Origin of the sequence: Pseudomonas sp. AP19, from assembly GCF_001728855.1 — a bacterium.
Lineage (GTDB): Bacteria > Pseudomonadota > Gammaproteobacteria > Pseudomonadales > Pseudomonadaceae > Aquipseudomonas > Aquipseudomonas fluorescens.
Window position 1 is genome coordinate 48,231 of sequence record NZ_LXJP01000004.1, and the last position, 13,138, is coordinate 61,368.

Genomic DNA, 13,138 nt, shown 5'->3' on the forward strand with positions numbered 1-13,138 from the left:
CGTAAGCGCCTGAGAGCGAGTGGCCGTATGGCTTGTAGGAAAGTGTACGTTTTTTGATCAGGCAGCGATGCCGCCGTCGGGTAGAATGCTCGGCCTATTTCGCGACCGTAGCCTTGCCCATGCCTCAAGCCCCTTCTCACCACGTCACCATCATCGGCGGCGGCCCTGCCGGGCTGATGGCCGCTGAAGTCTTGAGCCAGGCGGGCGTGCAGGTGGACCTGTATGACGGCATGCCGTCGGTGGGGCGCAAATTCCTGCTGGCGGGCGTGGGCGGCATGAACATCACCCACTCCGAGGCCTACCCCGCGTTCCTGTCGCGCTACGCCGAACGCGCGCCGCAGATGGCGCCATTGCTGCGCGGGTTTGGTGCCGAGGCGTTGTGCGAATGGATTCATGGCCTGGGCATTCAAACCTTTGTCGGCACCTCCGGCCGCGTGTTTCCTACCGACATGAAAGCCGCCCCGCTGCTGCGCGCCTGGCTCAAGCGCCTGCGCGACCAAGGCGTGGTTATCCACACCCGGCATTGTTGGTTGGGCTGGACCGCCGACGGCGGTTTACTTATCCACAGCCCGGACGGCGAGAAAACTGTCCACAGCGATGCCATGCTGCTGGCCTTGGGTGGCGGCAGTTGGTCACGCCTGGGCTCCGACGGCGCGTGGCTCACATTGCTGGAAGACAAAGGCGTGCCCTGCGCCCCGCTGCAACCGAGCAATTGCGGCTTCGAGGTGTCAGCCTGGAGTGAATTGATGGTCAGCAAATTCGCCGGCGCGCCGTTGAAAAACGTCGCCATCGGCGTGGCGGATGACAAGCCTCGGCTGGGGGAATGTGTGGTCACGGCCACGGGTATCGAGGGCAGTTTGATCTACGCACTGTCGGCACCGATTCGTGAAGCGATCAACCGCGCGGGCTCAGCCACCGTGCACATCGACCTGCTGCCAAGCAAGCCGTTGGACAAAGTCCAGGCGGCCTTGGCCAAACCGCGTGGTTCGCGCTCGATGAGCAAGCATCTGCACAGCCAGTTGGGGTTGGACGGGGTGAAAGCGGCGCTGTTGCGTGAGCTGGCGCCTAGCGCGCACTTCAATGATCCGGCGCTGTTGGCGGTGGATATCAAGGCACTGCCACTGACGCTGGTGAAGACACGGCCAATGGATGAGGCGATCAGCACCGCGGGTGGCGTGCCGTTCGAGGCGTTGGATGAGCGGTTGATGCTCAAGCAATTGCCGGGGGTGTTTTGTGCGGGGGAGATGCTGGATTGGGAAGCGCCGACCGGCGGCTACCTACTCACAGGATGCTTTGCCAGTGGGCGAGCGGCTGGGCGAGGGATGTTGGAGTGGCTTAAGCACTGAGGTCTGTAGCGAACTCAAAGCCGCCTTCGCGAGCAAGCCCGCTCCCACACTTGGAATGCATTTCAAATGTGGGAGCGGGCTTGCTCGCGAAGAGGCCCTCAATAACGCCTCAACTCTTATTTTTTCTTACGCGGCCCAGTGTTAAACACCGGCACCTTGCGCACCGGCTTAATCGACGGCTCAGCCGGCGCTACGTCGCCACTGTCCACCCACTTACCCAAATTGCGCTTACCGCCACCGCCACCCGACGCCTTAGGCTTCTTCGGTTTCTTCGGCTTCTTCACCACTTGCCCACTGGCGTCGGTATCCGGCACGCGGTGCTCAGGCTCGAAATCCGCTTCCATCTTGCGGGTCAAGGTCTGACGCGTCAGCATCTCGATGGCCGACAGCATGTTCACCTCATCGGCACACACCAGGGAAATCGCCTCACCGGTGTTACCTGCGCGGCCGGTGCGGCCGATACGGTGGATGTAATCCTCGGCCACGATCGGCAGGTCAAAGTTGACCACCAGCGGCAAGTCTTCAATATCCAACCCCCGCGCGGCCACGTCGGTGGCGACCAGAATCTGCACGTCGCTGGACTTGAAACGGTCCAGTGCACGCTGACGAGTGGCTTGGGGCTTGTCGCCGTGGATGCCATCGGCATTGATGCCCAGGCCCTGCAATTTATCCACCAGCGCATCCACGCCGTTACGGGTCTTGGCGAACACCAGCACCTGCTTCCAGCGGCCTTTGCGCATCAGGTGCACAAACAGCTCCGGCTTGCGCTTCTTGTCCACCGGCACCACCCATTGCTTCACGGTGTTGGCGGCGACGTTGCGCGGGCTGACTTCAACAGTCAGTGGGTCGTTGAGCATCTGCCCGGCCAGCAAGCGGATCTCATCGGAGAAGGTCGCGGAGAACAGCAAGGTCTGGCGCTTTTTCGGCAGCATGCGATAAATGTTGGCCAGCTCTTCGGAGAAGCCCAGGTCGAGCATGCGGTCGGCTTCATCCAGCACCAGGGTTTGCAGCTGATTGAGCTTCAGTGCGTTCTGGCGGAACAGGTCGATCAGGCGGCCAGGCGTGGCGACCAGAATGTCGACGCCCTTGCGCAGCTTCATCATCTGCGGGTTGATGCTCACGCCGCCATACACCGCGTAAGTGGTCAGCGGCAGGTGCTGGGCGTATTCGGCAACACTGGTGTGAACCTGCTCGGCCAGTTCACGGGTCGGGCACAGGATCAGCGCGCGCGCCGAGTTGGCAGCGACTTTCGGCCCTTCCATGGTCAGCAGTTGCAGCAGCGGCAGGGCGAAACCGGCGGTCTTACCGGTGCCGGTCTGGGCCGCAGCCATCAGGTCGCGACCGGCCAGCACCGCCGGAATGGCTTGCGCCTGCACCGGCGTCGGGGTCTGGTAGCCAAGCGTCTCAAGGGCGCGCAGCAAGGGTTCGATCAGGCCAAGGGTGGCGAAAGTCATGTGTTTACCGTAGGAAAAATTCAGCGCATAGGCGTAATGCGCCGCAGTTTACCTTATTTCCGGCTTGGGCTTTCGCCACTGGGGCAGGCTGATCAACAGCACCGCGCTGATGATCACCAGCATGGCCAAGGCTTCTTCCATGCCGATGGTCTCGCCGACGAACACAATGCCCAACAACACGGCGACGGCCGGGTTCACGTAGGCATAGCTGGTCGCCGCCGCCGGGCGCACGTGCTTGAGCAGGTACATATAGGCGTTGAAGGCGATGATCGAGCCAAACACGGCCAGATACGCCAAGGCCAGCCAGCCCTCAAGCGGCGGGATGGAATGCAGTCGCTCACCGGTCAGTGCACTGCCCACCAGCAACAACACACCCGCAATGATCATCTCGGCCGCGCTGGCCATGGCGCCCGGCGGCAGCGGCAAATGCCGGCTCCATACCGAACCGAAAGCCCAGGAAGCGGCAGCAAACAGCAACAACATGGCACCCGTCGGGCTCGATTGCAGGTTGGAGCCCATGTTGAGCATGGCGATGCCGATAATCCCCAGCACCACCCCGGCCCACTCCAGACGCGTATTACGCGCGCCCCAGAAATACCCGCACAACAAAGTGAACAACGGCACCGTCGCCACCGCCAGCGCGGCCACACCGGAGGCCACCCCGGTGTGTTCGGCCACCGTCACTGCGCCATTACCAAAGGTCAGCAGCAAAACGCCGATCTTGGCGGCCGCCTTCCACTGCACCCACGTCGGCGCCGGCGCCCCGCGCCAGCGCAAAAAGCCATACATCGCCAACCCCGCCACCAGGAATCGAATCCCGCCCAACATCAGCGGCGGCCAGTACTCCACGCCGATTCGAATCACCAGGTAGGTAGAACCCCAGATCACATACAACGCAAAAAAAGCGGCGATCAACGGTAAGGGAAAACGACGTGGGCCAGGCATTGGGTAGCTCTGCGGCAGGAAATTGAAGGCTTATTCTAGAAAGGCAGCACGCTAAACATAAGTTACAAAACCTGTTTAAAGCGCCCATACACTTTTCAAAGCATGGTTATGAAGGCTATAACCCGTGGATTCGAAAGCCACGCATGACCGGAGCCTTATCATGGACAAATACGACCGCATGCTCCTCAGCGCCCTGCTCAAAGACGGCCGCGCTTCCTACGCCGAACTGGCCCGCACGGTAAACCTCTCCGCGCCGGCCGTGGCTGAACGCGTGGCCAAGCTGGAAGCCAGCGGCGTAATCACCGGGTATCAGGCCAAAGTGGACCTGTCCAAAATCGGCTTGCCGATCCAGTGCACGATAGAGCTGCGCTTGACCAACAACGGCAGCCAGAAGGTGTACGACGCCCTGGCTGAAATTCCCGAGCTGACCGAGTGCCACCGGGTGACAGGCGACCCGTGCGTGATCATGCAGGCGGCAGTGGGCTCGATGCCGGAGTTGGAGAACCTGATCAACCGGGTGGCGAAGTTCGGGTTCAGCAAGACCTCGATTATTTTGTCCAGTGCGATAGAGCGGCGGGTGCCGTTGGGGCAGTTGGAGGCCAATGGCAAAAACGGCGGCTGATACACCGCCATCGCGGCGATGCGGCGACCCGACAAGCCCGCTCCCACAGTAGATTGCATCCAGCCCTGGCGAGCTCGGTCAAATGTGGGAGCTGGCTTGCCTGCGATAGCGTCAGCGGCCTCACTGCAAAATTGAGCGCTGAACGATCAAGTCGACAATCTGCTTGATGCTCGTGATGTGATCCCAATCCTCCTGAGTCGCCTGCAGGTTGAATTGCCACTTGATCTGCATGACGAAGCAGGTCAAATCGTCATCGATGATCTTGAAGTCATGGATGAAATCCGTATTTTCCGTCACTTGGCTTCGGTCAATAAAACCAATGATATCGACGAACAGTTGGATCACTTTTTCTGTGATCTCGGCTCTGGTAGGGCTACCTTCCACTTCTCGCCTCATAGGCACACTTACCAATACTGATTAAGTCAAAAACGGCTAACCCCACAGCAACGAAGGGAATGCCCCGCCCAATAATGCCAAATACCCGGACGGTGCCAAACGTTGCTTTTGCCATCCTAGCCATTGTTGGTTGCCTGATCAGTGTACGAGGGAAAAAGCGCATTCCAATGAGGCTGGCCAGGTTCGTCGTTTTACTGGAGCCAACGTGGACCCAAGTTCCCACGGCGATCTTGCTGATCGGTATGCCCGCCGCGCCAGTAAGCGCCGTTGCCGCCGTCAAACCGTAGTGTTGCTGTGTACATTTCCAGAGGTCGTCAACAGTGGTGTCAGGCACAGTGGAGTCCGCCTGAATGGGCCTGAGTAACGTGTAACTGGCGCCATGCGTCCAACCTGGCGAATGAGGTAAAAGCATGACTGCCGGGCAGCTTGTCATTGTGTTGCCCAAATGAAACGCCATGCTGGAAGTTGAGCCGAGGTCTACGCCATTACGTTGGAGTTCAGACTGGCTTCGCATAATTGCTGTGTGGAGGTCGCTTTCCTGCATGACGTAGTCCTTTTACGTAAATAACAGGTGCAATGTTAGGTCGCAGCAAGGGCGAGGGATGGGTGAAAAGAAAAACCAGAAAGGTCCGACGGAGCAATAGGGCTCAGCCTACTGACCACTCAGAAAGAGCGTAAAAGCCCCCACAAAACGCTGATATTTCAATGGCCAGCAAGACCGATCTCTTTCATTTGCGGGACGTTTCCTAGAGAATTCCACGGCCTTGCGCCAGTCGGATCAGGTAGCTAGTCTCGCCTCGTCATCGAAATCACGATGACCGGACGTGCAAGTCCGGCTCGCAAAGGTGCACAAGCACCCCACATCTCAACGCCCGTTTTAGTGATGGGCGTTTAGTTATGGCGGCTGTGCGCTGGAGACCTTCGGGGTCTGCCGGGTTTCCTTTGCCCCGGTCTTGCACACCTGCGTACAGCTGCCACCCTCATTCGCGTGCAAGCGAACGGTGACGGCCTCTTACTTCAGAGGAATTACACCATGGTCAAAGTTACCCCCGATCCACCTCGCTCCACACCAAACTTCCTCAGCGAAGACGCCCTGCTCAACCGCCGAGCCATCGACTACTACCTCAAAGCTTCCGCCCCGGACGCGCCCAACTTTGTTCTAAATGACAACCTTAGCTTCGAAGACGCCCTCGCCCATGCGGCCGACTTGCTGCATTGCGCGGTGGAGACGGCGCACGGGTCGGCTGAAGCGATGAATGCGCAACAGCGAGCGGTGATGCATTTGGTGGGGATGGCGAAGGACGTGGTAGGTCGGGCGTTGGAGTGTGTGCAACCGCGATGAACACCGCATCACTCATGTGGGAGGGGGCTTGCTCCCGATTGCAGTGTGTCAGCCACTGGATGATTAGCGGACACACCGCGATCGGGAGCAAGCCCCCTCCCACATTTGAAACGTCGGTGTTCTTGGGCGGGTGGCCGGTTTAGAACCCGCGATGCTTCTTCAGGTGTTCATTGATCTTCGCCGCCGGCACTTTCTGCAAGGTGCACAGCAGGTCGTGGGACAGTTCTCGCAACCCATGCGTACCGCGCAATTGCTCGGCCAGGTGCGCGGTGAGGTTGGCCGCCATTTCCGCATCCGCCATCGCCCGGTGAGCCTTGCCGGTGTGGGGCAGTTGCGCGAAGGAATTCAACGTGCCGAGTTTGTGGTTCGGTGCCGCCGGCATCAAGCGACGGGCCAGCAGCAGCGAGCAGGCGAATTTTTGCAGGCGGGTGCGGCGGATCAGGCCCAGTTCGAAGTCCCAGAACTTCTGGTCGAACGCGGCGTTGTGCGCCAGCAATGGCGTGGTGCCCACGAACTCGTTGACTTCGTTCATCACCCGCTCGGCCGGTGGCGCGCTGCGCAACATGGCGTTGCTGATGCCGGTGAGTTGTTCAATAAAGCCCGGCACACGCACGCCGGCATTCATCAGGCTCTGGTAGCGGTCCACGATTTGGCCGCGCTCAAGGATCACCACCGCGATTTCCGTGGCCCGGCAGTGGCTGCTCGGGGTGATGCCGGTGGTTTCAAAGTCGATGACCGCTATACGTTCCAAACCTGTTCCAACTCCGTCTAACCATTTATTGAGCCGCTGCGCTTATTTGAGCAGCAGTGCGCCTTCGATCGGCACGTAGCGGCTGGCGGCGCGTATCAGCGAGTTGGCCGTCAGCCCTGGCACGCCGTAGGCCACGGCTTCGACGCCATGCTTTTGGATGATGCGGTCGAGCAGCATGTCGAAATCACCGTCGCCGGAGGCCAGCACCACTTCGTCGACGTGGTCGGCGGCATCCATGATGTCGAGGGTGATGCCCACGTCCCAGTCGCCCTTGGCCGAGCCATCGGCGCGCTGGATGTACGGCTTGAGTTTTACCGTAAAGCCCAGGTTGCGCAGGATCTGCTGGAATTGCTGCTGCTTGCTGTCGCCACGGTCGATGGCATACGCATACGCCTCGACGATCTGCCCGCGCGCGCTGATGTCAGCCCACAGGGCGGCGTAATTGAAGTGGCAGCCATACGCCTGGCGCACGGTGTAGTAGAGGTTTTGTACATCGGCGAACACCGCAATTTTCTTCACCGCACTTCCCCATGGCTGCCGCTTGGACCTCGAACGCGAAGGCCCGCAAAGGCGCCAGTATGCCAGCCATGGGAAAGTTTCAGCGAAAAATCAGCCCGGGGCGACGAAGCGCCCCGGTTGAGTGCGGCTCAGACGAAGGAGTCGTCGTCGCCAAACGAGGAGGAATCGTCGGAATAGTCGTTGTCGGCGAAGCTGTCGGAGCCGTTGTCGCTGCCCCAGTTGTCATTGCCGGCAAACTTCTGGTCGTCGTTGCCCCAGTTACTGTTGTCACTGGCGGGCGCCGGTTCTTCGCGGATGATTTCTTCCACGACTTGCGGCTGTTGCGAGTTGTGGTTGAACAGGCTGCTGATGCCTTCGGCCAGCATTACGCCACCCGCGACACCGGCGGCGGTTTTCAGCGCGCCGCCGAGGAAGCCACTGCCGATGGGCGCTGCTGGCGCCTGTTGCGGCTGTTGATAGTTCTGCTGCGGCGCACCGTAGTTCTGCTGTTGCGGCGCGGGCTGGCCGAACGAGGGCCGCGCCGGCTCACGCCAGCCGCCACCGGAAGACGCCGGGGCGCTTTGCGCAGGCTGGGCGTCACGCGAACTGCCGCCACCAAAGATGCTCGACAGGAACCCCCCGCTGCTCTGCGCAGGTTGTGCCGCCTGGGATTTGGCCTGCTGCAATTCGTCCTGCAATTGCTGGATCTGCTGCGCTTGTTGCTTGTTCTGCGCGTCGAGACTCTTGATCGCGTGCTCTTGCACCAGAATCGACTGGGTCATGTAGTACCCGGCGGCCGGTTGGCGAGTCATGTGCTCCTTGATCCGCGCTTCGGCCAGGGCGTCGCGGGGGGCTGAGTCCGTTTCGGCTTGCTGCAACCGTGAAAACAGTCCATCGATCAGGGTTTGCTCTTCGCTGTTCATGGCGACCTCGTTAGATTGCCGGTAGAAATCATGGGCTTGCCCAGGGTCAGGCACGCTACGTAACAGTAATGGGGCTGTTACTAGACGTTTCAATGGTCTTTACGAAAGGTTTACGTTTGCTCACCTCTCGTCATGATCGGTTAAAGTGTCGGCCTTGCTTTTCGGCCTGTGATGAACCTGATGAATCCGTTAGACGTATTGCGCGACTCCTTCCGTTTCACCCAACGCAACCTGGGCGCCATCGTCCAGCTGTGCCTGCCGCTGGTGATTCTCGAAGCCCTGCTGCAACAGGTGCTCGACCACACGCTGGGCCCGGATGCCTTTCCCGGCTACAGCGTGGTGGTGGGGTTGTTGGTGTACCCGCTGTACACGGGCGCCTTGATCCTGTTTCTGGACGCGCGCACCCGTGGCGAGTCGCCGCGCACTAAAGATGTGTGGGCCATGGCCCTGACCCTGTGGCCACGCTTCGCCCTGCTCACGGCTATCAGCACGCTGCTGATTCTGCTTGGCCTGTCGTTGTATTTCCTGCCGGGCCTGTGGCTGATGGTGGTGCTCGCGTTTGCCGAGTACCTGCTGGTGCTGCGCGGCCTGTCGGCGCTGGAGGCGATGAAGGAAAGCTTTCGCCTGACTCGCGGGCACTTCTGGCGAATTCTGGTGTGCCTGCTGTGCGTGATGACGCCCCTGTGGCTGCTCAAGGGCGCCAGCGTGGCGGCGTATCCCGATCCCGCGCCGCTGCTGGGCGTACTGATCGACAGCGCCCACAGCTTTCTGCAACTGTTTACCAGTGTGGTGCTGTTCCGTTTATTCATGTTGATCGGTGGCGATGCCGACGCACGGTGATATGCTCCGTGCCACCTCTGAAACGCTATAAGCCGAGCCAATGACCCGTTTATTGCGCATCACCCTGTTGAGCCTCTTGATCATCGCGGGCCTGCTCACAGCCCTGATCTACAGCCTGACCTGGCGCCCTGCCGACAAGGAAACCCTGCCCGTCAGCTGTGTCGCGCCCCGTGCGCCGACCCTGCTGCCCGGGCAAGCGCTCAAGGTCATGACCTGGAACGTGCAATACCTGGCCGGCAAGAACTACGTGTTCTGGTACGACACCGCCGACGGCAGCGGCCCGGACGACCGCCCGACCGTGGAAGACATGGCCTCAAGCCTGGATGAAGTGGCGCGGGTGATCCGCGACGAACACCCCGACATCCTGCTGTTGCAGGAACTCGACGAAGGCGCCAAATCGTCGCACTACCAGGACCAGGTGGCCTTGCTTCAGGAACGCTTGGTCGACCTCTACCCGTGCAGCGCCCAGGCCTTCGACTGGAAAGCCGACTTTGTGCCCAACCTGCATATCTTCGGCAGCGTCGGCCGCAAACTGGTGACCCTGAGCCGTTACCAGATCGAACACGCCGAACGCCTGCAACTCCCGGTGTCGCCGGCCAACTTTATCAGCCGCCAGTTCCAACCCAGACCGGCCTTGTTGCTGACCTATTTGCCGCTGAGCGATGGCGGCCAACTGGCGGTGCTCAATACCCGGCTGGATGGCAACATGCCTGGGCGGTCAGCAGTGCAAGCGCAAGCGAAAGCCACGGTGAAGCTGCTGGATAAGTTCGAAGGCCGTGGCACGCCATGGCTGATCGGCGGGGACTTCAACTTGCTGCCACTGGGGCAATTCCTGCGCCTGGACGCGGTTAAGCGCGGCCAGTATTCGCCGGACAGTGAGCTGCATTTGCTGTGGGACAAGTACCCGATGATCCCGAGTAACAGTGAATCCAGCGGGATTGATCGTGAGAAATGGCTGACAAACTTCCCGAATGACCCCAGCGTAGAAGGGCCGGATCGTACGCTCGACTATCTGTTCTACAGCCCACGCATCAAGCGGGTGGAAGCCAAAGTACGCCAGGAAGACACGCTGCGCATCTCCAATCACTTGCCGGTGATTGCCCGCTTCCTGCTGCCGGCTGCGCAATAACCAACACCTCAAACCCTGTAGAAAGCGGGCTTGTGTGGGAGCTGGCTTGCCTGCGATAGCATCGCCTCGGTGAACCAGATAGACCGAGTCGTCTGTATCGCAGGCAAGCCAGCTCCCACATTTGATCTCCACACGACCTACTTGCGGGGTTTGATCCGGGCGGTTGGTTCGGCCACCAACGGGTCATCCGGCCAGTAATGCTTCGGGTACCGCCCCTTCAAGTCCTTCTTCACCTCGGCATACGTGCTGCGCCAGAAGTTCGCCAGGTCCTGCGTCACCTGCACCGGCCGTCGCGCCGGGGACAGCAGGTGCAGCTTGACCACTTGGCGCCCACCGGCAATGCGCGGGGTGTCCGCCAGCCCGAACAACTCCTGCAAGCGCACCGCCAGAATCGGCGGCTGTTCGCTGTAGTCCAAACGTACCGAGGAGCCCGACGGCACTTTCACATGCTGCGGCGCCAACTCGTCCAGGCGTTGGGGCAGCGGCCACGGCAGCAGGTTGTGCAGGAAACTGGAAATATCCAGGTTGGCGAAATGGCTCAGGCGCGAGACTTTGCCCAGATACGGCATCAGCCAGTGTTCCAGGCTGGCAAGCAACGCCGTGTCACTGATGTCGGGCCATTCGCTGGTTTTACCGGCGTCCAGGTGGCGCAGCAGCATCACGCGGGCCTGCCATTGGCGCAGTTCAGGCGTCCACGGCAGCAGCTCCAGGCCTTTGCGGCGCACGAGGTTAACCAGCGCCTGGCTGCGGGCAGACTCGTCGAGGCCGGTCAGCGGTTCACGGCTCAGCACCAGTTCGCCGACTTTGCGCTGGCGTTCAGCACGCAGCACGCCTTCGCGTTCGTCCCAATCCAACTGGTCAACGTTGCGCACTTGCTCGGCGAGCACCGTGTCGAACAGCGCCGGATCGAAGTCCGCCGCGAGGTAGATGCGTTCTTCGCGCTGGCCCTGCCGGCTGCCTAGGTCGGCGATCACCAACCAGGGTTGTTTCATCAAGCTGTCGGCGTCGGCGAACAGCGCGGCGCGGCCGTTGGCCAGGCGGTATTCGGCGCCACCGGGGCGACGTTGCTGGGCGACGCGGTCCGGGTAGGCCAGCGCCAGCAAAGCACCGAGCCAGCGCGGGTGGTCGGGATCGGCCACGGCTTGAGTCGCCGTGCCTCTTAAGTAGCTGCGGTATTGCCGCGCCAGTTGCTTGGCCCGCTGCACGCCAGCTTGGGTGCCACGTGCGCGTTCTTCGCCGGACATCAAGACCAGGCGGCTGTGCAAATCGGCGCCGCCACCGCGCAAGATATCCCGCTCACCTAACAGCGCGGCGACATCACACGCAGTCGACGCCAGCCCCAAATCCTGCCCGCGCAGCAGCAGATGGGCGATACGCGGATGGGCCGGCAACTCGGCCATTTTCTGGCCATGGGCGGTGAGTTGTTCGTCATTCAAGGCACCGAGGCGCACCAGCAGGTCCTGGGCCTGGGCATACGCGGCAGTCGGCGGCGCATCCAGCCACACCAACTGCGTGGGTGTGACGCCCCAGCGCGCTAACTGCAAGGCCAGGCCGGCGAGGTCGGCGGCGAGGATTTCCGCGCTGCCGTACGCAGCCAGACCTTCGTGCTGGTCCTCGGACCACAGGCGATAACACACGCCCGGCTCCAGCCGCCCTGCCCGGCCGGCGCGCTGAGTAGCACTGGCACGGGAGATGCGTTGGGTGTCGAGGCGGGTCATGCCGCTGCCCGGGTCGAACCGCGGCACCCGCGCCAGCCCGGCGTCGATCACCACGCGCACACCGTTGATGGTCAGGCTGGTCTCGGCGATGTTGGTGGCCAGCACCACTTTGCGTTTACCCGCCGGCGCCGGGTCGATGGCCGCGCGCTGGGCATTAAGGTCGAGCTCGCCATGCAGCGGGCAGAGCAGGACATCACTGCGATCCCCCAAAGCGTCAGCCAGTTGCTGGTTAACCCGGCGAATCTCCGCTTGCCCCGGCAGGAACACCAGAATGCTGCCGGTTTGGTCATACACAGCCTCAAGGATGGTCTGCACCACGCGCGGCTCGATAAATTCACCGGCCTGGTACGGCCGCCCCCAGCGCATCTGCACCGGGAACATGCGCCCTTCACTGCGCAGGATCGGCGCGTCATCCAGCAGCCCGGCCAGGCGCTCGCCTTCGAGGGTGGCGGACATCAGCAGGATTTTCAGCGGCTGTTCATCGCGAAACAGGTCGCGGCCGTTCAGGCTCAGGGCCAGCGCCAGGTCGGCGTCGAGGCTGCGCTCGTGGAATTCGTCGAAGATCAGCAGGCCCACGCCCTCCAGCGCCGGGTCGTCCTGCAGGCGGCGGGTGAGGATGCCTTCGGTGACCACTTCGATGCGCGTCGTGGGGCCGACCTTGCTGTCGAGGCGGATACGATAACCAACGGTTTCGCCGACCTTTTCGCCCAGCTCACTGGCCAGGCGTTCGGCGGCCGCGCGCGCGGCGAGACGGCGGGGTTCGAGCATCAGGATGGTTTGCCCCGCCAGCCATGGCTCGTTCAACAAGGCCAAGGGCACGCGGGTGGTTTTACCGGCGCCGGGCGGCGCTTCCAGCACGGCTTCATGGCGATTCGCCAAGGCGTCACGCAGGGCAGGTAAAACATCATCAATCGGCAACGAATTCATACTGGCTCCAAAGCAGAGCGGCGAGTATAACGGCGAACTGCCGGATGCCGGTGGTGGTCTCAAAGACACCACTGGCTTCGAAGATAAAAACGGTCAACGGTGGGAGCGGGCTTGCTCGCGAACACAATCTGTCAGTCGACGAATATGTTTCTGAACGACCGCATTCGCGAGCAAGCCCACTCCCACATTGGATAGTCGTCGTCGCGTGGATCTGGCTTATAGTCACCTTTCAACCGTGTTCAGGAGA

Annotated in this window: 13 protein-coding genes; 5 read left to right on the forward strand and 8 right to left on the reverse strand. The window is 61.4% G+C overall.

Translation table 11 applies throughout. The annotated features are described in order from the left end of the window. The first annotated feature begins 119 nt into the window (after positions 1 to 119). Positions 120 to 1,346: a TIGR03862 family flavoprotein gene (locus A7D21_RS05365; RefSeq protein ID WP_069551210.1), complete on the forward strand. Its 1,227-nt coding sequence runs from the start codon at positions 120 to 122 to the stop codon at positions 1,344 to 1,346. Positions 1,347 to 1,462: 116 nt separating this feature from the next. Here A7D21_RS05365 and A7D21_RS05370 read toward each other — a convergent pair whose 3' ends face one another. Continuing rightward, complete coding sequence (locus A7D21_RS05370) at positions 1,463 to 2,800, reverse strand: DEAD/DEAH box helicase (protein ID WP_069551211.1); 1,338 nt, start codon at positions 2,798 to 2,800, stop codon at positions 1,463 to 1,465. A 48-nt stretch (positions 2,801 to 2,848) separates the two neighbouring features. Next, complete coding sequence (yedA, locus tag A7D21_RS05375) at positions 2,849 to 3,745, reverse strand: drug/metabolite exporter YedA (protein WP_053258143.1); 897 nt, start codon at positions 3,743 to 3,745, stop codon at positions 2,849 to 2,851. Between the two features lie 160 nt (positions 3,746 to 3,905). Between yedA and A7D21_RS05380 the strand changes: the two genes are divergently transcribed. Next, positions 3,906 to 4,367 (forward strand): Lrp/AsnC family transcriptional regulator, encoded by a 462-nt coding sequence (locus tag A7D21_RS05380; protein ID WP_053258144.1) that lies wholly within the window; start codon positions 3,906 to 3,908, stop codon positions 4,365 to 4,367. 120 nt (positions 4,368 to 4,487) lie between these two features. On the opposite strand, the gene A7D21_RS05385 is transcribed toward A7D21_RS05380, so the two are convergent. Then, positions 4,488 to 4,751, reverse strand: coding sequence for a hypothetical protein (locus A7D21_RS05385; protein WP_064454251.1), 264 nt, complete (start codon positions 4,749 to 4,751; stop codon positions 4,488 to 4,490). Then, positions 4,741 to 5,307, reverse strand: coding sequence for a hypothetical protein (locus tag A7D21_RS05390; RefSeq protein WP_069551212.1), 567 nt, complete (start codon positions 5,305 to 5,307; stop codon positions 4,741 to 4,743). Before A7D21_RS05390 ends, A7D21_RS05385 begins: the two co-directional genes overlap by 11 nt. A gap of 489 nt (positions 5,308 to 5,796) precedes the next feature. Between A7D21_RS05390 and A7D21_RS05395 the strand changes: the two genes are divergently transcribed. Continuing rightward, positions 5,797 to 6,105, forward strand: coding sequence for a DUF6124 family protein (locus A7D21_RS05395; protein WP_069551213.1), 309 nt, complete (start codon positions 5,797 to 5,799; stop codon positions 6,103 to 6,105). A gap of 139 nt (positions 6,106 to 6,244) precedes the next feature. Here the strand turns inward: A7D21_RS05395 and A7D21_RS05400 are convergent, their stop codons facing one another. The 3 genes from A7D21_RS05400 to A7D21_RS05410 all read right to left on the reverse strand — a co-directional run bounded on the left by A7D21_RS05400 (position 6,245) and on the right by A7D21_RS05410 (position 8,277). Then, a complete protein-coding gene (locus A7D21_RS05400) occupies positions 6,245 to 6,856 on the reverse strand; it encodes a PolC-type DNA polymerase III (RefSeq protein WP_053258146.1) in 612 nt (203 codons plus the stop codon). Between the two features lie 42 nt (positions 6,857 to 6,898). Next, positions 6,899 to 7,375, reverse strand: coding sequence for an NYN domain-containing protein (locus tag A7D21_RS05405; protein WP_053258147.1), 477 nt, complete (start codon positions 7,373 to 7,375; stop codon positions 6,899 to 6,901). A 128-nt stretch (positions 7,376 to 7,503) separates the two neighbouring features. Next, complete coding sequence (locus A7D21_RS05410) at positions 7,504 to 8,277, reverse strand: DUF2076 domain-containing protein (protein WP_053258148.1); 774 nt, start codon at positions 8,275 to 8,277, stop codon at positions 7,504 to 7,506. 180 nt (positions 8,278 to 8,457) lie between these two features. Between A7D21_RS05410 and A7D21_RS05415 the strand changes: the two genes are divergently transcribed. Both A7D21_RS05415 and A7D21_RS05420 read left to right on the forward strand, forming a co-directional pair. Next, on the forward strand, positions 8,458 to 9,117 hold the full coding sequence (locus A7D21_RS05415; RefSeq protein ID WP_053258282.1) for a YciC family protein: 660 nt from the start codon (positions 8,458 to 8,460) through the stop codon (positions 9,115 to 9,117). Positions 9,118 to 9,157: 40 nt separating this feature from the next. After that, complete coding sequence (locus A7D21_RS05420) at positions 9,158 to 10,246, forward strand: endonuclease/exonuclease/phosphatase family protein (RefSeq protein WP_053258149.1); 1,089 nt, start codon at positions 9,158 to 9,160, stop codon at positions 10,244 to 10,246. Positions 10,247 to 10,383: 137 nt separating this feature from the next. On the opposite strand, the gene hrpB is transcribed toward A7D21_RS05420, so the two are convergent. Beyond that, positions 10,384 to 12,891 (reverse strand): ATP-dependent helicase HrpB, encoded by a 2,508-nt coding sequence (gene hrpB, locus A7D21_RS05425; RefSeq protein ID WP_069551214.1) that lies wholly within the window; start codon positions 12,889 to 12,891, stop codon positions 10,384 to 10,386. Between the last annotated feature and the right edge of the window lie 247 nt (positions 12,892 to 13,138).